17 protein-coding genes and 1 riboswitch are annotated in these 19362 nt (G+C 58.3%); of the genes, 4 read left to right on the top strand and 13 right to left on the bottom strand.

Translation table 11 applies throughout. The annotated features are described in order from the left end of the window. Nucleotides 1-111 precede the first annotated feature (111 nt). On the top strand, nucleotides 112-558 hold the full coding sequence (locus IRT44_RS11045) for a DUF2507 domain-containing protein (RefSeq protein WP_171566428.1): 447 nt from the start codon (nucleotides 112-114) through the stop codon (nucleotides 556-558). Nucleotides 559-727: 169 nt separating this feature from the next. On the opposite strand, the gene IRT44_RS11040 is transcribed toward IRT44_RS11045, so the two are convergent. Further along, nucleotides 728-1969, bottom strand: coding sequence for an aspartate kinase (locus tag IRT44_RS11040; RefSeq protein WP_171566429.1), 1242 nt, complete (start codon nucleotides 1967-1969; stop codon nucleotides 728-730). 240 nt (nucleotides 1970-2209) lie between these two features. Continuing rightward, nucleotides 2210-2395, bottom strand: a riboswitch (Lysine riboswitch). Between the two features lie 214 nt (nucleotides 2396-2609). Here IRT44_RS11040 and IRT44_RS11035 point away from each other — a divergent pair. Continuing rightward, a complete protein-coding gene (locus IRT44_RS11035) occupies nucleotides 2610-3299 on the top strand; it encodes an aspartate/glutamate racemase family protein (RefSeq protein ID WP_230076661.1) in 690 nt (229 codons plus the stop codon). A 31-nt stretch (nucleotides 3300-3330) separates the two neighbouring features. Here IRT44_RS11035 and uvrC read toward each other — a convergent pair whose 3' ends face one another. The 11 genes from uvrC to IRT44_RS10980 form a co-directional block, all read right to left on the bottom strand. Beyond that, nucleotides 3331-5160, bottom strand: coding sequence for an excinuclease ABC subunit UvrC (gene uvrC, locus IRT44_RS11030; RefSeq protein WP_171566431.1), 1830 nt, complete (start codon nucleotides 5158-5160; stop codon nucleotides 3331-3333). Nucleotides 5161-5363: 203 nt separating this feature from the next. Next, the gene (gene trxA / locus IRT44_RS11025) at nucleotides 5364-5681 is read right to left on the bottom strand and encodes a thioredoxin (RefSeq protein ID WP_171566432.1); all 318 of its coding nucleotides are present in this window, start codon (nucleotides 5679-5681) and stop codon (nucleotides 5364-5366) included. Nucleotides 5682-5886: 205 nt separating this feature from the next. Further along, nucleotides 5887-6087: a hypothetical protein gene (locus IRT44_RS11020; RefSeq protein WP_230076660.1), complete on the bottom strand. Its 201-nt coding sequence runs from the start codon at nucleotides 6085-6087 to the stop codon at nucleotides 5887-5889. Nucleotides 6088-6261: 174 nt separating this feature from the next. Continuing rightward, the gene (locus tag IRT44_RS11015; protein ID WP_230076659.1) at nucleotides 6262-7221 is read right to left on the bottom strand and encodes an electron transfer flavoprotein subunit alpha/FixB family protein; all 960 of its coding nucleotides are present in this window, start codon (nucleotides 7219-7221) and stop codon (nucleotides 6262-6264) included. A gap of 20 nt (nucleotides 7222-7241) precedes the next feature. Continuing rightward, nucleotides 7242-8009 (bottom strand): electron transfer flavoprotein subunit beta/FixA family protein, encoded by a 768-nt coding sequence (locus IRT44_RS11010; protein ID WP_171566434.1) that lies wholly within the window; start codon nucleotides 8007-8009, stop codon nucleotides 7242-7244. A 40-nt stretch (nucleotides 8010-8049) separates the two neighbouring features. Then, nucleotides 8050-8823: an enoyl-CoA hydratase gene (locus tag IRT44_RS11005; protein ID WP_171566435.1), complete on the bottom strand. Its 774-nt coding sequence runs from the start codon at nucleotides 8821-8823 to the stop codon at nucleotides 8050-8052. 114 nt (nucleotides 8824-8937) lie between these two features. Beyond that, nucleotides 8938-9525 (bottom strand): fatty acid metabolism transcriptional regulator FadR, encoded by a 588-nt coding sequence (locus IRT44_RS11000; protein ID WP_171566436.1) that lies wholly within the window; start codon nucleotides 9523-9525, stop codon nucleotides 8938-8940. A 280-nt stretch (nucleotides 9526-9805) separates the two neighbouring features. Further along, entirely contained in the window at nucleotides 9806-11506 is a 1701-nt protein-coding gene (locus tag IRT44_RS10995) for a long-chain-fatty-acid--CoA ligase (protein ID WP_171566437.1), read from the bottom strand. A 196-nt stretch (nucleotides 11507-11702) separates the two neighbouring features. After that, nucleotides 11703-12686 carry an LCP family protein gene (locus IRT44_RS10990; RefSeq protein WP_230076658.1) on the bottom strand — a complete coding sequence of 328 codons (984 nt, stop codon included), beginning with the start codon at nucleotides 12684-12686 and terminating at the stop codon, nucleotides 11703-11705. 110 nt (nucleotides 12687-12796) lie between these two features. Further along, nucleotides 12797-13972 (bottom strand): thiolase family protein, encoded by a 1176-nt coding sequence (locus IRT44_RS10985; protein WP_212132714.1) that lies wholly within the window; start codon nucleotides 13970-13972, stop codon nucleotides 12797-12799. A gap of 86 nt (nucleotides 13973-14058) precedes the next feature. Further along, entirely contained in the window at nucleotides 14059-14985 is a 927-nt protein-coding gene (locus IRT44_RS10980) for a 50S ribosomal protein L11 methyltransferase (RefSeq protein ID WP_212132713.1), read from the bottom strand. Between the two features lie 308 nt (nucleotides 14986-15293). Between IRT44_RS10980 and csaB the strand changes: the two genes are divergently transcribed. After that, a complete protein-coding gene (gene csaB, locus IRT44_RS10975) occupies nucleotides 15294-16397 on the top strand; it encodes a polysaccharide pyruvyl transferase CsaB (RefSeq protein ID WP_230076657.1) in 1104 nt (367 codons plus the stop codon). Between the two features lie 72 nt (nucleotides 16398-16469). Next, complete coding sequence (locus tag IRT44_RS10970; RefSeq protein ID WP_230076656.1) at nucleotides 16470-17321, top strand: class I SAM-dependent methyltransferase; 852 nt, start codon at nucleotides 16470-16472, stop codon at nucleotides 17319-17321. A 157-nt stretch (nucleotides 17322-17478) separates the two neighbouring features. Here the strand turns inward: IRT44_RS10970 and IRT44_RS10965 are convergent, their stop codons facing one another. Beyond that, a complete protein-coding gene (locus IRT44_RS10965) occupies nucleotides 17479-19110 on the bottom strand; it encodes a putative polysaccharide biosynthesis protein (protein ID WP_230076655.1) in 1632 nt (543 codons plus the stop codon). Nucleotides 19111-19362 lie beyond the last annotated feature (252 nt).

The raw sequence follows: 19362 nt of genomic DNA, 5'->3' as shown, positions 1-19362 counted from the left end.
TCTGTTACCAAACAGGTAGAGCAAACCGGCTGTAATAGACCTGGCGGCCGCAGGAGGGTCCGACAGGGGACAAGCCTCGCGCGGCCTGCAGCCGGGAAGGAGGGTCGTGACGTGAAAGAACCGGATCAACTGGAAGCCTTGCTGCCTTCCCGCATCATCGCAGATATTGAGCGCATCCACATGCCCTATCTGGGCTATCACTTACTGCGCGAGCACCTCACCCGCTCGCTTTTGGGCGAAAGCGAACCGCCCATTCTCCACTGGCTGGGAAAGGAAATGGGGCGGCAGATTCCCATCCGCTCCGCCAACGGTCTGGTGTTTCCCTTTATCCGTCTGGGGCTGGGCAAACTGGACCTGTTGGAAGACGGGGAGCGGCAGATTCGTTATCGGCTGACCCATACCATCTATCGCTACATGTCGCCCGAACGCATCAACCGTTCCCTCTCTCTGGAGTGCGGGATCATCGCCGGTGCTGTCGGCCGTTGGAAGCAGCGGGAGATGAAAACCCGGATGGAGACGGAGGAGACGGGCAGCGTCCTGATTACCGTTCACTGGTAAGGTCTGGCCGGGACGAAAGTGAGCCGACCGGGCAGGAGCGGGGAGGCGAGGCATCGCGCTGCCGCTGCCACGCGATTTCCCGCAAACATCCCACCAGAAGAAAATCCCCCTTTTTCCGCGGCGAAAAAAGGGGGACAGCATGTGTGTTCCGTATTGGGCTGTCAGCGGGTCATACTCCGTGTACGACAGCTGTTTCCGCCACGTCGAGGCCGTATGCGGTGTGCAGGCAGCGCACGGCCCGCTCGGTGTGTTCCGCCGGGATGACGCAGGACACCTTGATGTCAGACGTGGAAACCATTTTGATCGTGATCTCCTGCTCGGCCAGCACGCGGAACATCTCGGCGGCCACGCCCGGATTGTTCACCATGCCGGCTCCGACAATCGAGACCTTGGACAAGCCCTCTTCGCATTCCACTTTTTCAAAACCGAGCTGCTCGCGGTGGGCGTTCAGCGTATCGAGCGTCTTTTTCAAGTCGCTTCCTGCCACCGTGAAGGAAATGTTGGTCACGGCCGCGTCGTACGAGCTTTGGATGATGATATCCACGTTTACCTGGTGATCCGCCAGCGTGTTGAACAGCCGGGACAGCGTGCCTACGCGTGCAGGCATCCCCACAACCGTCACCTTTGCGACGTCTTCGTCGTGGGCGACGCCGCTAACTACTCTTCCTGTTTCCATATGCGCACCCTCCTCTACGTACGTGCCTTCTTCTGTCGTAAAGCTGGAGCGGACGACCAGCCGGACCTTGTGGGTCTTGGCTGCCTCCACCGAGCGCGGATGCAGCACGCCCGCCCCCAGGTTGGCCAGTTCGAGCATTTCATCATACGAGATGCTGTCCAGTTTGCTCGCCGTCGGAACCACACGCGGGTCGGCAGTGTAGACGCCGGCCACATCTGTGAAAATTTCGCATTTGTCCGCGTTGAGACTGGCTGCCAGCGCCACCGCGGACGTGTCCGAACCGCCGCGGCCCAGCGTGGTGATCTCGCCTGCTTCGCTGACGCCCTGAAATCCAGCCACGATGACGACCCGGCCGCGCGCCAGTTCCCTTCGGATTCGTTCCGTCTCAATATGGGTGATCCGGGCCTTGCCGTGGATCGACTCGGTCGTCACTCCCGCCTGCCAGCCCGTCAGGGAAATGGCGTCATACCCCTTTTGGTGCAGCGCCATCGCCAACAGCGCAATCGACACCTGCTCGCCAGTCGCCAGCAGCATGTCCATCTCCCGCTCCGACGGGTAGGGGGAAATCTGTTTGGCCATATCCACCAGCACGTCCGTGGACTTGCCCATTGCCGACACGACGACGACCATGTCGTGTCCAGCTTCCTTATATTGAATAATCCGGTCCGCTACTTTCATAATCCGTTCAATGGTACCTACGGAGGTGCCTCCGTATTTATGCACGATCAACCCCATGCGGCTTCTCTCCCTTTTCCTATTCAACATGTTCACATATCTCTTTGGATTCTTCTTTCATCAGGCCATCTTCTCAGGCCATCTTCGTTTCACTATTATTATTTCTCACTCTTGCAAAAAAGGCAGCGACGAGGATACACCTGTCACTGCCTGCCAGTTCGACATACCGGTTCCTCCTTCCCTTGGCCACGTGAACAGTTGAGCATGACAGAACATCCCCTGTTCCATTCTCAACCGACATCGTGAGATAGCTCTCCATCCGGCAACGGGAATTGCACGGATGACAGTCCTGCGCTTATTCAACGCAGACCCAGCACGGAGGAAGCGGGCCTTTCTCCGTACTTCGGCGAATTCCCCTTTCCCGTACCCGTCACAGATGCCCGATCTCAGGGAGGTACTCATGGTTTTCGCGCCTCTACCTCACTCCTAACGGGAAGTGAGGCTTGTTATGCTGTTTGTATGGGATTATACCACGTGTACGAAGGCGGTTCAATCAGAAATTTCATTAAAGTTTGCAGCATCATGGTAAAGTCCGTGCCTGTACGAGCCGTAACTTCTGTCCTAGCCCTTATTGCCAGATGATGCCGAAAATTGTATATTATTTCTCAATTTCATAGATTTTCATGTTGGGGGTATGCGAATGAAGACGATCGGCCTGATTGGAGGAATGAGTTGGGAATCGTCGCTCGAATACTATCGGTTGATCAACCAGCTCGTCAAAGAGCGCCTGGGCGGCCTGCATTCCGCCTGCTGCATCATGTACAGCGTCGACTTTGCACAGATCGAGGCATTTCAGCGTGAGGGGCGCTGGGACGACGCCGGTGCAGCGCTTGCACATGCGGCAAAGGCGCTGGAACGGGCGGGAGCCGACTTCATCGTGCTCTGCACCAACACCATGCACAACAACGCGGAGGCGATTGAACAAGCGGTGGCAATTCCCCTGCTGCACATCGTCGACGCCACGGCAGAGCGAATTGTTCAGCGCGGAATTCGGCGCGTTGGCCTGCTGGGCACCCGTTACACCATGGAATTTCCCTTCTATCGCGAACGGATGCGCCGATACGGAGTAGAAGTGCTGGTGCCGGACGAGCCTGACCGCGCCATCGTCAACCGCATTATTTTTGAAGAGTTGTGCCTGGGAAACGTATTGCCAAAGTCCAAGCAGGAGTACCTGCGGGTAATGGACGGCCTCGTTCGCCGCGGAGCGGAGGGCGTCATCCTCGGCTGCACGGAAATCACTCTGCTGATCAAACCGGAGGATATGCTTGTGCCGCTGTTTGACTCCACACGCATCCACGCGGAGGAAGCCGTGACGCGGGCTCTTGGATGACACACGTAAAAAAGGCTGATGCCCGCTCCCGTCAGGCGTCAGCCTTTTTGTCTGTTTCGCCGGATGCTCCGTTTGCATCCCCGTCCGCCTGTTGTCGCAGGTGGCGCAGGATCTCTCGGGCCAGCTTGTCGCCGATGCCGATCTGCCGGAAGTCTTCCACGGTCGCTTCACGCATTTTTTTCAGCGAGCCAAAATGCTGGAACAACAGCTTGCGCCGCTTTTCGCCAACACCGGGAATCTCGTCCAGCCGTGACGATAGCATCGTCTTGCTGCGCGCCTGCCGGTGAAATGTGATGGCAAAGCGGTGCACCTCGTCCTGAATTCGCTGCAGCAGGTAAAACTCGTAGCTGTCCCGGCGAAGCTCCACCGGCTCCGGCGGATCGCCGTAGAGCAACTGCGCGGTCCGGTGCTTTTCGTCCTTGGCCAGGCCGCAGACGGGGATGTAGAGCCCCAGCTCGTTTTCCAGCACGTCCATCGCCGCGCTGATCTGCCCCTTGCCGCCGTCGATGACGATAAGATCGGGCAGCGGCTGGCTTTCCTTCAGCAGGCGGGTGTAGCGGCGGCGAATCACTTCCCGCATCGCCCCGTAGTCGTCCGGCCCCTCCACGCTTTTGATCTTGAATTTGCGGTACTCTTTCTTGTCCGGCCGGCCATCGGTAAAGACCACCATCGCTGACACCGGTGTCGTGCCCTGAATGTTGGAGTTGTCAAATGCCTCGATGCGGTGCGGCGTACCAATCCCAAGGATGTGCCCCAGATTGTGCACCGCCTGGATCGTCCGCGCATCGTCCTTGGACATCAGCGCAAATTTTTCCTGCAGGGCAATCCGCGCGTTTTCGGACGCCATCTGCACCAGTTCCCGCTTTTTCCCTCGCTTGGGCGCGTACACCTTGACGCCCAGCCACCCCGCCAGCAACTCCGGTTCGCTTCGTTCCGGCAGCAAAATCTCCTTGGGCAGCGCGTTTTGCTTGTCGTAGTAAAACTGGGTGACGTAGGACATGAAATCCTCCGTCTCGTCGCCGTAATACGGGAACGACGTCGTCTCCCGTTCGATCATCTTGCCCTGCCGCATGTAAAAGATCTGGATGCACATCCAGCCCTTGTCGACAGCAAAGCCGATGATGTCCCGGTCCACCGTGTCGGTAAACGTCACCTTCTGTTTTTCCATCACGGCTTCGATGCTGCGGATTTGGTCGCGAAGCTCCTTGGCGCGTTCAAACTCCATGTTTTCCGCTGCCTGCAGCATCTTTTCCGTCAGCTCCTGCTTGACCGCCTCATGGCCGCCGTCGAGAAAACGGCAGATCTCTTCCACCAGCCGCTGATTCTCTTCCGCAGGCACCTCGTGAACACAGGGGGCCAAACACTGCCCCAGGTGGTAGTACAGACACACCTGCTTCGGCAGCGTTTTGCACTTCCGCAACGGGTAGAGGCGATCCAGCAGCTTTTTCACCTCGGATGCCGCTCCCGCATTGGCGTAGGGGCCAAAATAGCGCGCCTTGTCCTTGACCACCTTGCGGGTGATTTCCAGGCGCGGATGTTTTTCATTGGTAACCTTGATGTATGGATAGGTTTTGTCGTCCTTCAGCATTACATTGTAGCGCGGATTGTGCTGCTTGATCAGGTTGCACTCCAAAATCAGCGCTTCGATCCCCGAAGAAACGACGATGTATTCAAAATCGGCAATTTCGCTGACCAGTAATTGCGTCTTGCCGTCGTGACTGCCTACAAAGTAGGAACGGACGCGGTTTTTCAGCACTTTGGCCTTGCCCACGTAGATGATGTCTCCGTCCTTGTTTTTCATCAGGTAGCAGCCCGGCTTCTCCGGCAGGACGGCCAGCTTGTCTTTCAAGGAGCTGTTCACGGCTGCCCCCTCCTTTCTTCATATCCGGACCAACGGCCCTTCCCGCGCGGGCGGGAATATACGTTCCGTCCCCATGTTACCACGTTTTGCGGCGAAACACGAGTGTTTGCGCTGGCATAAAAAAATCAGCATCCGCGCAGTGCAGATGCTGATGACGGCCCCCGCCCGGCGCAAGCGGCCAGGCAGGTGCAGATCCGTTTTCCTTACAGGTGTTTGTTCAACGTGCCCATCAGCGCATCCTTCGGTTGGAAACCGATTACCTTGTCAACCGGTTGACCGTCCTTAAACACGATCAGGGTCGGAATGGACATTACGCCGAAACGGCCGGCAGATTCCGGATTCTCATCCACGTTTACCTTTACGATTTTCAGTTTGGTCCCTACTTCACTGTCGATCTGCTCGAGTACCGGCGCGATCATTTTGCAGGGACCGCACCACGGAGCCCAGAAATCAACCAGGACAGTGCCGCCTTGCTCCACTTCCTGGGAAAAGGTCTGGTCGGTTGCATTCACAATTGCCATGGTATCGTTACCTCCTTTCTATACGGTACGCCAAAAGGTTCCATACGCCCTACAGTATATCATTCTCCACCGGAAATGACTACAACGGACGACACTTTGCCGCGCTTTCCCCGTTAGTCTGTCCGAAATCGCCGCTCTCTATTGTCCCAAGTGCTTCAGGCGGTTGATTTCCCGCTCGTGGTCGCACACTTTGCGGTGCAGCAGGTCAAAAAACGGATTTTAGCAGTTGATAATGCCGTTCCAGGCGGTCAAAGCGGCGGTTGGTTTCGTCGCGAAACGCGTACATGTCGTCGCGAAACGCGTACATTTCACGTTTGAACTCACGGAGCTCCTCGACCGATTCCTTGACGATGCGGTTGTTTTCCGCCACCATGTGGATCAACTGATGCAGCAGTTCCTCACTCATTCCGACCACTCTCCCTTTCCTAGTTATTATAGCGGACAGGAGAAGCATACGACAGCGGGGGCGGACAAAAAAACGACCGCAGACAGAGAGCGCTTCATGATGACTGATGCCCGCCGCATGACTTCCCGTACAAAAAACGGCGCCCCGTCCAGGGCGCCGTTCCGTACCGCTCGCTTATACGAGCACTTTTTTGAATTCAGCCGTGAGCAGGGGAACCACCTCAAACAGATCGCCGACGATGCCGTAGTCCGCCACCTGGAAAATGGGGGCTTCCGGGTCCTTGTTGATGGCGACGATCACTTTGGAGTTGGACATACCTGCCAGATGCTGGATTGCTCCAGAGATGCCGCACGCGATATACAGGTCGGGTGTAACCACTTTCCCCGTCTGGCCGATCTGCATGGAGTAGTCGCAGTAATCGGCATCGCACGCGCCGCGGGACGCGCCTACTGCGGCGCCAAGCACCTCAGCCAGTTCGTAGAGCGGTTTGAAGCCGTCCGCGCTTTTCACGCCGCGACCGCCGGAGACGATGATCTTGGCCTCGGAGAGATCCACCTTTCCGCTCGTTTTGCGAACCACTTCCTTGACGATGGAGCGCAGATCCTTGATCTCCACGTCAAACAGCACCACCGTCGCCGTTTTCCCGGTGTCGGCCGCAGCCGCCGGGATGTTGTTGGGCCGAATCGTAATCATGATCATGCCGTCGCTGAACTTCCGTTTTTGGAAAGCCTTGCCCGCATAGATCGGCCGCGTAAAGACCGGACCGGGCTCCAGAGCCGTCACGTCAGAGATCAGACCGTACCCGAGACGGGCGGCAACACGCGGCGCCACGTCACGGCCGATCGCCGTGTGCCCCAGCACCACCGCGTCAGGAGAGACATGGTCAATCAACTGTTTCAGCGCTTGGACGTACGCGTCCGGCGTATACTGGGCCAGCGCGGCGTGATCCGCCACGTAGACCGTACCGGCGCCGTGATGTCCCAGTGTCGCCGCATGCGCGCCGCTGTCCGGTCCGAACAGGGCAGCCACCACTTCGCCGCCTTCTGCCAACACCTGCGCGGCGGCCAGTGCTTCCAGGGACACGTTGCGCAGTTGACCGTCACGCGTTTCTGCCAATACCAGTACCTTTTTCATCTGGATCCTCTCCCTCTCGCTTAGATCACTTTTGCTTCGTTACGCAACAATTGGACCAATTCGGACACCTGTGCCGCCAATTCGCCGGAGAGAATGCGGCCCGCCTGCTTTTTCGGAGGCAGGGTCTGGTCGACGATGACGGTCTTCGCCTGGACGTCCTGGGCGGACAGGCCAAGATCGTCCGCAGAGAGGCGATCCAACGGTTTTTTCTTGGCTTTCATGATCCCCGGGAGGGACGGGTAACGCGGTTCGTTCAGCCCCTGCTGGGCGGTGATCAGCACCGGCAGGCTGGTTTCCACCACTTCCAGGTCCCCTTCGACGTCGCGTTCCACCCGCACCTGGGTGCCGTTGATCTCCAGTTTGACAGCCGTGGAGACGTGGTTGATGCCCAGCTCTTCAGCCAGACGGGGACCGCCTTGTCCAGCGCCGGTGTCAACGGCCATCTGTCCGGCGAGGATGATGTCGTACCCCACTTTGCGGGCGACGGCAGCCAGCACTTTGGCAGTCGTGTACTCGTCGCCGAACAGGCTTTCGTCGTCAACCAGAATTGCCTTGTCCGCTCCCATCGCCAGTGCCGTTCTAAGCTCTTGTTCCACGCTGTCCGTACCGATGGAGACGACGGTCACCTCGCCGCCGTGCTCTTCCTTCAGTTTGATCGCCTCTTCCAGGGCGTATTCGTCGTACGGGTTAATGATGGTTTTCGCGCCGTCATCCAGGATTTTTCCATCCTCGATGACGATTTTTTCTTCCGTGTCAAAGGTTTGCTTCATGACAACCAAAATGTTCATGGGATTCCCTCCTTACTAGGTGGCGCAATTCCAATAGAAGCTAGCGGTCGGCAAACTGCGGCTTGCGCTTTTCCAAAAACGCGGCAACGCCTTCCTTGACGTCTTCCGAAGCGAACGCTTCAGCGAACAGTTCCGCTTCGCGCTGCATGCCATCTGCCTTGCCGAGCACCGTCCCGGCATGCACCGACTGCAGTGCCAGCCGCAGGGCGACAGCGCTTTTTTGGGCAATGGCGGCAGCCAGTTTTTTCGCTTCGTCCAGGAGCTGGTCCAGCGGATGGACCGCTTCCACCAGTCCGATGCGCAGCGCCTCTTCGCCGTCGATCATTTCGGAGGTGAGGATCATCTGCGTCGCCTTGCCCCGGCCGACCAGACGCGGCAGCCGCTGCGTGCCCCCGTAACCGGGGATGAGGCCCAGGTTGAGCTCGGGCAGGCCCAGCTTGGCTTCGGGCGCCGCCAGCCGAATATGGCAGGCCATCGCCAGTTCCAGACCGCCGCCCAGGCACGCCCCGTTGATCGCGGCAATGATCGGTTTCGGGAAGGTTTCCAGACGGTCAAACAATTGCTGTCCGGCTTTCGCCATCGCTTGGGCATCTGCGGGCACCAGTTGGGTAAACTCCTTGATATCCGCCCCGGCGATGAAAAAACGGCCTTCGCCGGTCAAGACGATCGCCTTTACCTGACCGTCCCGTTCCAGATCGTCCAGAAGCGCTGCCAGCTCCGTCAGCGCCGCCTGGCTCAGCGCGTTGGCCGGCGGACGGCTGATGGTGACGACGGCAACGCGATCTTCCTTGTGCACTTGCCAATACGAATACATCCCTCTCCCCCCTGCTTGCGTCAAGTCATGAAGCATCCGCCATCTGAGCGAACGCTCAGTCTTCACGTTTTTATTGTAACAAACGAAATCTTGCAAAAAAAGCGTTTTCTTTTGTCATTTTCCCTTCATACCGTACAGGAAGAGGTTATGAATGGGGTCAACATGGGAGACAAGATCGTACTTGCATTGTTTCATGACCCAGGATGTCGTCACTTCATCCAGCGTTCCGAAAATCATTTTCCGCGCCACGCGGACGTCGATGTCCGGGCGGAACACGCCTACCTGCATGCCTTCGTGGATCACTTCGTCAATCAGGTTAAAGTACTGCTTCATCACGGCACCAATGCCCTCACTGATTTCCGGATTGGACTGGCGCAGTTCAATCTGCGTCACTTTTGCCAGATCCGGGTCTTGGGCCAACTGGCTTAAATGGGCGTGAACCAGGACGTACAGTTTTTGCTCGACCGACTCTGCTTCAGCGATTCGTTCCCGGCAGGTTTCGATAAAGGCCCCCATCTTTTCGTTGAACAGGGAAATGAGAATGTCATCCTTGTTCTCAAAGTAGAGGTAGATGGTGCCGTCCGCTACCTTCGCTTCTTTCGCAATTTTGGAAACCTGAGCGCTGTGATAGCCATGACGAGCGATGACGCGAACAGCCGCATCAATAATGGCTTGATATTTTTCCCCCGTTTTTTTCGCCATACGTACCTCCACGTTTGCTTCGAATCAATGCAAAATGAATGATTATTCATTCATGTTTACAGTGTAATATAGGGCTCCATCCGCTGTCAATCCCTCGTCCGCCTGGCCAAAAACAAGCGGCAAGTGGACTGTCCGGGAAGTCCTCTGCTGAAATAGCCTGTCCCCCGGTCTGTCAAGAAAAAGGCCGCTCCCGATCAGGAGGGCGTTACGGGACAGCATTCACGGTCGATGCGATTGTGCGGCGGTTTCCGCCTGTCTTTCCGTTCGTTTCTGGCGGGCTTCAGCTCGTCTTGACCTGGTCTTGGTCGGCGCTCCGTTTCTTTTCTTCCTCCTGCAATTGGCGGCGCAGCACTTTGCCCACCATCGTCTTGGGCAGCTCTTTTCGGAACTCGTATAACCGCGGAATCTTGTAGGCAGCCAGGCGCTTGCGGCAGTGGTTCTCCAGCTCTTCCTCGCTTACCTGCGCTCCTTCCTTCAGCACGATAAACGCCTTGACCGTCTCGCCCCGGTAGGGGTCCGGCACGCCGATGACGGCTGCTTCCTGGACGGCGGGATGCTCAAACAGCACTTCTTCCACCTCACGCGGGTAGATGTTGTATCCGCCGGCGATTATCATGTCCTTCTTGCGGTCGACGATGTAAAAGTATCCGGCTGCGTCCATGTAGCCCATATCTCCGGTCAGCAGCCACCCGTCCCGCAGGACAGCCGCTGTGTCTTCCGGACGGTTCCAGTATCCGAGCATCACCTGCGGCCCTTTGACCGCCAACTCGCCGATCTCTCCCTGGGGCAGTTCTTCCCCGGTTGCCGGGTCGACGATACGGCAGTCGGTGTCCGGCCAGGGCAGGCCGATGCTGCCGTTGACCCGCTTCCCCCAGATCGGATTGGAGTGGGTGACGGGGGACGCTTCCGTCAGGCCGTACCCTTCCACCAGCCTGCCGCCGGTCAGCTCTTCAAATCTGCGCTGCACCTCCACGGGCAGCGGTGCGGAACCGCTGACACAGGCGGTAATGGAGGACAAATCGTATTTGGGCAAATCAGGGTGATTGATCAGTCCGATGTACATCGTAGGTGCGCCGGGAAACAAGGTGGGTTTTGTCTTGTCGATCAGTTTGAGGATTTGCTTGGCGTTGAATTTGGGGACGAGAATAATTTCCGCCGCAATGGAAATGCCCTTGTTCATCACCGTGGTCATTCCGTAGACGTGGAACAGTGGCAGGGCGGCGAGAATTCGTTCCCGCCCTCTGACGAACTTATACATGACTGCCTGGCACTGCAGCGTGTTGGCGACGAGGTTGCGGTGTGTCAGCATGACTCCCTTGGCCAGGCCGGTGGTGCCGCCGGTATACTGCAGAAGCGCGATGTCCTTTTCCGGGTCAACCTCAGGCGTGACCGGATTGGTAGCGCTTTCTTTCAACACGGAAAGAAAAGGCTCAACATCACCGCCGTAGGTTATCTGCGGATGGTCGCCCTGTTTCTTCTGCACCAGCGGATACAGTATCTTTTTGAAGAAGGGTAGAAAATCACCCACACTTGTAACGATCAGGCGTTTCAGTGGGGTGGAGGCCTTCACGGCCGCGACGCGGCTGTACAGCAGGTCCAATGTGATAATCGTCTCGGCTCCCGAGTCGTTCAACTGGTGAATCAGTTCCCGTTCCGTGTAAAGCGGGTTCGTCATGACCACCGTCCCGCCGGCCATCAGAGTGCCGTAGTAGCAAATGACTGCCTGAGGCGTGTTGGGCAGCATGACGGCGACACGGTCCCCTTTTTTCACGCCGCGCTTGATCAGCGCGTTGGCGAACTGATACGACATCGCCAGGAGCTCCCGGTAGGTGATCCGCCTGCCCATGAAGTACAGCGCAGGACGATCGGGAAACTCCGCGGCCGACTGTTCCAGAAAGTGAGTCAGTGGAACACGGGGGTATTCCAATGACGGTGCGGTCTCGGGCGGGTAATTGGCAATCCAAGGCTTGGCGTTTGACATGGGCAAATTCCCTCCAGTCCCTTATTGGCCTTACCTCTCCCGTACGATCCACATTCATAACCTCTTCCTGCTTCCATTCTAGTCGAAAGATAGGTAATTTTCCAACGAAAAAAATCGAATTGGATGTGATTTTTGCAAAAAAGGGCGGGCGCTTTCCTGCTCCGATCAATGCCGGGCAGGAAACCAGTGCCCGTGGTCAAGGGATCAGCGCCTCCATCAGCAGTTGGCGAACGCGGGACCGCTCCTCTTTTGGCACCAGATGATACCAGCCGAGGACGCCGTTGTGCCAGATCCGCTCGTCCGCTCCCGTAAGCGTGTCCGTCGTCAGCGTATTCGGCTCGGTGTCGCCGTAGGCCAGCAGGAGGGAGGCGATCTCCCGGTCGGTCAGATCGGTTTTGATATGGCTGCCGAGAATGTCCATCAGCGAAAACGCCTTGACCAGCGCCTGCGCCGACGTGCCCTTGTCAATCAGGGCCTGGACGATTTCCTGCTGCCGGGCGATGCGTTGGTAGTCGCTGTCTTCCCGCCCGATGTCACTTTTGCGGTAGCGGACGTAGTCGAGCGCCTGTTGACCGTTCAGTGTCTGCAGTCCCGGCTTCAGGTCAATGTAGGTGTCGTCGCTCGGATCAGTGTACTTCATCCGTTTTTTCACCTCGATCTGCACCCCGCCCAACGTGTCCACCACCTGCCGGAAGCCTTCGAAGTCGATCGTCACGTAGCGGTCGATCTTGAGGTTGAAAAAGCGCTCCAGCGACTGTTTGACCAGCTTGGGGCCGCCGTAGGCCATGGCGTGGTTCAATTTGTCGTAGCCTTTTCCGGGAAGTTCCATGTAGCTGTCCCGGGGGATGGAGACGAGATGCACCTGCTGCTTGGAGGGATGCACAGCCGCCAGCATCATCGTGTCAGAGCGGGCCTGCTCCCCGTCCCGGCTGTCTGTCCCAATGACGAGCAGAAGAAACGGTTTCAGCGTTTTGGCTTGGGCCAACAGCGCACCGGGCAGCTGGTCCCCCTTCGCTTGCAAAGACGCTTCCGTTCCCGCCTCGAGCGGGGCGTACCATTCCCGCGTCATCCGTTTGAACTGGAAGGCGGCAAAGGAGACCGCCGCCAATACGCCGATCGCCACAACGACTGCTCCGTACCGGGCGATTCTCTTTCCGTATCTGCGCCAAAACGTATGCATGAACGAGACCTCCCTTTGACAAACAGGACCCCATCTGTGCTAAGAGATTGATGGGGTCCTGCTTCCATTGTTGACCGGGGAGATCTTGTTTAAACCTGAGCGTTGGCGCTTCAGTCCCTTTCCACAACCATCGCCATGCCCATTCCGCCACCTACGCAGAGCGTGGCCAACCCGCGCTTGACCTGGCGGCGCTTCATTTCGTGCAGCAGCGTGACGACGATGCGGCAGCCCGTGGAGCCGACCGGATGGCCGAGTGAGATGCCGCTGCCGTTGACGTTCGTGATCTCGCGCGGCAGCTCCAGCAGCTTTTCCACCGCCAGATACTGGGCGGCAAACGCTTCGTTTACCTCGATCAGATCAATGTCGGCCAGAGTCAGGCCCGCTTTGGCTAGCGCCTTTTTCACCGCCGGCACCGGTCCGTATCCCATCAGATCAGGCTCCACCCCGGCCCAGGCATACGAGACGATCCTGCCCAGCGGAGCGATGCCCAGCTCCCGTGCCCGGCTCTCCTTCATCAGCACGACCGCAGATGCCCCGTCGTTCAGCCCGGAGGAGTTGCCCGCCGTCACGGTCCCGTTTTCGCGAAAGCTGGGCTTCAGCTTGGACAGGCCCTCCAGCGTGACGTCCCGGCGGGGATGTTCGTCTGTCTCCACCATCGTCACCGCTCCCCGCTTCGTTACTGCAACGGGAATGATTTCCTCACGAAACAGGCCGCTGTCGATCGCCCGCACCGCGTTTTGCTGGCTGCGCAGGGCGATTTCATCCTGTTCGGCGCGGCTGATGCTGTAGCGCTCCGCCAGCCGTTCCGCCGTCTCCCCCATCAGGATGCCAAAATGGGGATCGGTCAAAAGTTCCCACATCGCGTCGGTCATCTCCCCGTGCGTGAGGCGTTTGCCCCAACGGGCGTTTTTCAACACGTACGGCGCATTGCTCATGCTCTCCACGCCGCCGGCGATTACCACCTCACAGTCCCCCAGCAGAATTTGTGCGGCACCGCTGACGATCGCCTGCATGCCGGAGGCGCACTGGCGCTGTACGGTAAAACCGGTCACCCGGTTGCCGAGCCCGGCGTCAAGGGCTGCCACGCGTGCAATGTTGGCTTCATCGGTCCGCTGGATGCAGTTGCCAAGGATCACTTCATCAATCAGCGACGGATCTACTGACGATTTGGCAATGACGCCGCGAATCACCGTTTCCGCCAGTTTGCGAGCGCTTACATCTTTCAGCGCGCCGCCGAACGTGCCGATCGGCGTGCGTCCGGCTGCGACAATGACGATTTGTTCCATCGCAATTTCCTCCCCCGCGTTCGATTTTCCCATTTCTCCCATTGTGACACAGGTCCGATCGGGCGTAAATCGTTCCCGTACCATCTCTACTCCCGGGCGTCTTTCATCATGACCGTCACCCACTCGTCACTGTGCCGCTCCGCCACCAGCGAAAATCCGGCCTGTTCGTAAGCAGCCAGCACCTTGTCGCGATTCCACTGCACAATCCCGGAAAGGATCACCGTCCCTCCCTGCGCAATTCGCTTCCGCACCAGCGGCAGCATGGCCACGTCTTCGTCACCGCCGATATTGATCAGGATCAGATCCGCCTCCCGGGGCAGCCGCTCCTGTACGTCCGGTTCCAGCGCGTCACCCAATACGATTTCCACCGCATCCTCCGCCAGGTCGTTGTTGGCCAGGTTTACCCGGATCTGGTATTCGCTCTGCGGGTTGAGATCCACCGCAAAGACCGGCTGCCGGGCGCCGTTTTTGACGCAGAACAGCGACAGGATGCCGGAACCGGCGCCGATATCCAGCACTCGTTTGCCGGCGGGAGACCACTCCTGCAGCAGCAGCAGGATGTCCTGGGTAGTGCCGTGGTAGCCGGTGCCAAACGCCGCGCCGGGATCGATCCAGAGCACGTGTCTGGCTTGGGCCAGCGCCTCCGGCGGGGTCCACGTGGGTGCAATCCACCAGTCGCCCACCTGCACCTCGTGAAATGTCTCCTTCCACGACTCATTCTCCGCGGTCACCGTCTCTACTTCCTTAAGGCGGACCTGCTCCCCCCAGCGGCTGAGATAGTTCCGAAGCTGCTCCACATGCTCGGCTTCGCTCTCCCTAAGCGGCTCAAACAGGTAGGCGATCACCGGCCCGTCCGTCTTTTCCGCATAATCGTAGCCGTTTTCCGTCGTCAGCACCTCGATCTGCGGCTCCACCCAACCGAGTGTGTAGGCGCTGGCCAGCACCTCGCTGACAAACGCGTCTTCCGCATCCCGATCGACCAACAGGATGTACTTTAGCCATGTTTCTTCCATCGTCTGCCTGCCCCTTTCTCCCATCTGATCCTCTGAATGGATGGCGAGGATATGCGCTTGCATGGTATGATTATAGAATGGATGAAAACTTGTTTGGAGGCTTGCCATGTTTGACGAATTTTTTTACCGGCGCCGCAAGAACAAGGGGATGCTGATCCTGATGATCGCCCTGCTCATTATGGGGGCCGGTCTGTTCGCCCTGGGCTTCCTCTATTTGTTCTAGGGTTGCTTTACTTCCCCGTATTTACTCGATTATACTTGAGAATGTGTTTTTCCTGTACGTTTGATATAGAAAGAAGGTTCACTCCATGTCGCGTATTCTCATCTCCGGGTACTACGGCTTTAACAATGCCGGAGACGATGTGGTCCTGTATGGCATCATCAGCGCGCTGCGTCGGGAACAACCGAATATTTCCCTGGCCGTGTTGTCCAACCAACCGGAGCGAACGACGGCCCTGTTTGGCATTCCGGCGTACAACCGCTGGAGCCTGCCGACCATCGTGCGCGAGTTGATGCGAAGCGACATGCTGGTGATGGGCGGCGGAACGCTGATGCAGGACGTGACCAGTCCGCGCAGCGTGCTTTACTACCTGGGGATCGTCTCGATCGCCAAGCTGCTGGGTAAACCGGTCGTGTTTTACGCTCAGGGGTTTGGTCCGGTCCAGAAGCTTATCAGCCGCCTGTTGATCAAGCAGGTGGTGAACCGGGTAGATGTGATCACCGTACGTGACTTTGAATCAGGCGAAGATTTCAAGGCGTGCGGAGTGAGCAAGGCGCCGGTCTACGTGACCGCCGATCCGGCACTGACCATTTCGCCGGACGACGTGTCTGACGAGCGGGGGCGCCAGCTGTTGGCGGACAAGTTTGTCGACCTGTCCAAGCCGCTGGTTGCCATCTCGGTCCGCGACTGGAAGCAGGAGCAGCGCTTCAAGCAGTCGATCGCCCGGGCAGCCGACCTGTTTGCAGAGCGTGGATGGAACGTGCTGTTTGTGCCGATGCACTATCCCAGCGATCTGGCTCCCTCCCGCGACATCATCGCGATGATGCGCCAGCCGGGGGCAAAGCTGTTGGACGAGCCGGTCACCTTTCACGACATCATGTCCGTGCTGAAACAGTGCGAGTACGTGCTCGGCATGCGGCTGCACTCCCTGATTCTTGCCTGCATGCTCCAAACGCCGTTTACCGGCATCTCCTATGATCCCAAAATTGACCGGTTTGTCGAGCGGGCCGGCATGCCCAGCGCCGGCCATATCACCCGTTTGGACGAATCGGCGCTCCTCGCCCTTTTGGACGAGCGGCTGGCCGACCTGGAGCGGGAAAAACGCGTGATTGCCGAACGCTCGCAACTGCTCGCCCAGGAAGCGGCCAAAAGCAGTGAACTGGTGCTTCAGGCACTGCGCCGCAAAGCGTAAGTCTGACCACGTGGCTTAAAACGCCGACAGGGGCAGGTCTCCCCACAACGCGGACGAAAGGAGGACGTGCAGATGTCCGTTTCTTCCCAGTTGCTGATACGTTTGAACAAGCTGTTTCCGCTCCCCGTTCACCCGTTCAATCTGGCGAACGACGGGACGATGAGCTACACCGAATGGCAGTTCCAAAAAGGGGACCAGACGATCCAGTTTTTCCTCCCCTATCATTCGCAGGAGCAGATGTTCGTCGACAAGACAGTCCTGGACATCGGCTGCGGCGGCGGAGGCAAAACCTGCTATTACGCCACATTTGGTCCCAAGCAGATGATCGGCATCGACATTGTGCCCCATTACGCCGAGGAAGGAAACGCCTTTGCCCGCGAAAAAGGGCTGGCGGACCGGGTCTCGTTCATGACCGCCGACTCTGCCGATCTGCCGTTTGATGACAACACGTTCGACACGATTATCATGAACGACGCGATGGAACACGTCGACCGTCCGGAACAGACGCTGGACGAATGTTTCCGCGTTTTGAAGCCGGGCGGTCATCTGTATATCAACTTTCCACCGTACTACCACCCGTACGGGGCCCATCTCTCCGACGCCATCGGGATTCCCTGGGTGCACGCGTTTTTCTCCGAGCAGACGCTGATCGACGCCTACAAGCAGTTGGTTCGCCACCTGCCTGACGGCGAGGAGCGGATCTCCTTCCGCTTCGGTCAGGGGCCGGATGGCAAGGAGACCATTTCCTACATCAACCGGATGACGATCAAACGGTTCCGCCGCATCCAGCAGGGGGTCCACCATCCAGTGGTTTACCAGCAGGAAGTACCGCTGCGCCCGGTCGTCTCCGGCCTGGCCAAACTGCCGTTTTTGCGTGAGTTTTTTGTCAAAATGGTAGTCTGTATTTATCAAAAGCAGGCATAGCAGACCGATATGCGTGAAGCCGTCCCAAACAAACGGGGCGGCTTTTTGCCGGGGGCTGGGCCGCACCGGTCCTTGACAGACAGAGAAAAGGGCTGTGCCGTAATCGGAGGTGTTCCGTTTACGGTACAGCCCTTGTTTTCATGCCGCCAGGCCGAGGTCAGCGGATATCGGTCGGCGACTCTTTCCGGCGCAGCAGGTTCACCAGGCCGCGCAGCCGGTTGCCTCCGGGCAGCCACTCCAGCTCTTTTTCTTCGATCAGCGGTATGACCAGCAGCATGCCCAGGTAGACGAGCATCCCCGTTCCAACCCCGACCACCGTTTCCACCGCCCCCACCAGGCGGGCTTTTCCATGCAGCAGGAAACCGACCGTCTCCGTTGCCCCCCAGGCCAATACCAGCATCAGGTTGGCGACGAGCAGCGGATACAGCGTGTCAAAGCGCCACTGAATGTCCACCTTCACCAGACGGTTGATCGCCCGCATGTTCAGGGCACAGACCAGGGCGGTGGCGCACAGCCAGGATACGGACAGCCCGTCCATCCCCAGCAGGGAAGTAAACAGGATCGTCGTCCCGATCTTGGCCAGCACGCCCCACAAGAGGTGCAGTGCCGGCACTTTTTCCCGGCCCAGCCCCTGCAGGATGCCGTTGGTGGCCAGCAGCAGGGAAAGCGGAATGGCGCTGACGCCCAAAATCGCCATCGCCCGTGTCCCCTCCACGTCGCCGTACAGTGCCTGGTTGGCCCCTTCAGCCACGGCGGTCAAGCCCAGACCCGCCGGCAGGCCGATCAGCCAGGCAAAGCGCAGGGAGAGCTTGGTCAGCGTGCTCACCCGTTCTTCGTCACGCTGCTGCCGTGCTTCGGCGATGGCAGGAACGATCGACAGCGCAATGGACGAGCCGAACAGGCTGGCCAGCTGCAGCAGCGGTCCTCCACGGCTGTAGATGCCGAACCAGGTGTCGGCGGTCAGTCCGTCCACATGCCAGACGTAGCGAAAGATGTTGATCGCCAAAAACGAGTCGACCAGGCTGAAGATCGGAATGACCAGCGCGCTGATACAGATCGGCCAGGCGATGCGCCACATCGACAGGAAAAAGGTGCGGTCGAACCACCAGTCAAGCCGCTTCCACCCGTCCGCAGACGCGAACGGCTGCTTGCGGTTGTGCCGCCACAACAGGAACGCAAGGAAGCCAAGGCTCAACATCGTGCTGATCATCGTCCCAAAGTTGACGCCCGTGATCACCTGATCCGTATCTTCGCCCAGCGAGACGAGATAGAGCGAGGCGATCAGGATAAAGGCCACCCTCAGCGTCTGCTCCACGATCTGGGAGAGGCCGACGTAGAGCATTTTCTGATGTCCGTAAAAGAAGCCCCGGATCACCGCGATCAAGGGAACGAACAACAGCGACAGCGAAATGGCCCGAATCGGTTCGATCAGATGAGGGTTGCCCATCAACCGGGCGATCAGGGGAGAACCCAGGTAGAGCAGGGCAAACAAGACGATCCCGATCCCGCCCATCATCACCATGCTGCGGGCGAGAATCTGGCTGACCGCATCCTGCTTTCCTTCCGCCAGCGCTTCGGCGATCACCCGGGAGAGAGCCACCGGGACGCCCGCTGTGGCTAGAATCAGGAATGTGAGGTAGAGCGGATATACCTCCTGGTAGAGACCCAATCCGTTGTCACCCACGATTTCCTGCAGGGGGATGCGGTAAAACATCCCGATTACCTTGGACAAAATCCCGGCCACAGCGAGAATCAACGCCCCGGCGAGGAATTGACTTTTTTTGGTCATGGGAAACTCCTTTGCAACAATGTCAAATCAGATCGTGTACCGCACAGCCGGGTTGCTTTGCAAGTCGGCGGCAGTTTGCTTCACGCACAGACAAACATAAACCGTCCGGGCAAACCGCTGCCGTCCCTCGTGCACACACCTGCTGTAAATTCTCTCTCTATCCTACTAGGAAATCTCCCATCCGGCAAACAGGTATAGGGGCCCGATCCGGCAGTCATACTAATGGGAAAAGATTCCAAACATTGTATCGGC

Source organism: Brevibacillus sedimenti (genome assembly GCF_020923495.1).
GTDB classification, from domain to species: domain Bacteria; phylum Bacillota; class Bacilli; order Brevibacillales; family Brevibacillaceae; genus Brevibacillus; species Brevibacillus aydinogluensis.
This window is presented reverse-complemented; position numbering and strand designations above follow the sequence as displayed.

Bases quoted from the DNA above. Each gene is read 5' to 3' on its own strand.
- IRT44_RS10985 (WP_212132714.1), bottom strand. From the start codon at position 13,972: ATGGAACAAATCGTCATTGTCGCAGCCGGACGCACGCCGATCGGCACG.
- IRT44_RS10970 (WP_230076656.1), top strand. From the start codon at position 16,470: ATGTCCGTTTCTTCCCAGTTGCTGATACGTTTGAACAAGCTGTTTCCG.
- IRT44_RS10995 (WP_171566437.1), bottom strand. From the start codon at position 11,506: ATGTCAAACGCCAAGCCTTGGATTGCCAATTACCCGCCCGAGACCGCA.
- IRT44_RS11020 (WP_230076660.1), bottom strand. From the start codon at position 6,087: ATGAGTGAGGAACTGCTGCATCAGTTGATCCACATGGTGGCGGAAAAC.
- IRT44_RS11035 (WP_230076661.1), top strand. From the start codon at position 2,610: ATGAAGACGATCGGCCTGATTGGAGGAATGAGTTGGGAATCGTCGCTC.
- IRT44_RS10990 (WP_230076658.1), bottom strand. From the start codon at position 12,686: ATGCATACGTTTTGGCGCAGATACGGAAAGAGAATCGCCCGGTACGGA.
- IRT44_RS10965 (WP_230076655.1), bottom strand. From the start codon at position 19,110: ATGACCAAAAAAAGTCAATTCCTCGCCGGGGCGTTGATTCTCGCTGTG.
- IRT44_RS11010 (WP_171566434.1), bottom strand. From the start codon at position 8,009: ATGAACATTTTGGTTGTCATGAAGCAAACCTTTGACACGGAAGAAAAA.
- IRT44_RS11000 (WP_171566436.1), bottom strand. From the start codon at position 9,525: ATGGCGAAAAAAACGGGGGAAAAATATCAAGCCATTATTGATGCGGCT.
- IRT44_RS11040 (WP_171566429.1), bottom strand. From the start codon at position 1,969: ATGGGGTTGATCGTGCATAAATACGGAGGCACCTCCGTAGGTACCATT.
- IRT44_RS10980 (WP_212132713.1), bottom strand. From the start codon at position 14,985: ATGGAAGAAACATGGCTAAAGTACATCCTGTTGGTCGATCGGGATGCG.
- IRT44_RS11005 (WP_171566435.1), bottom strand. From the start codon at position 8,823: ATGTATTCGTATTGGCAAGTGCACAAGGAAGATCGCGTTGCCGTCGTC.
- csaB (WP_230076657.1), top strand. From the start codon at position 15,294: ATGTCGCGTATTCTCATCTCCGGGTACTACGGCTTTAACAATGCCGGA.
- IRT44_RS11015 (WP_230076659.1), bottom strand. From the start codon at position 7,221: ATGAAAAAGGTACTGGTATTGGCAGAAACGCGTGACGGTCAACTGCGC.
- trxA (WP_171566432.1), bottom strand. From the start codon at position 5,681: ATGGCAATTGTGAATGCAACCGACCAGACCTTTTCCCAGGAAGTGGAG.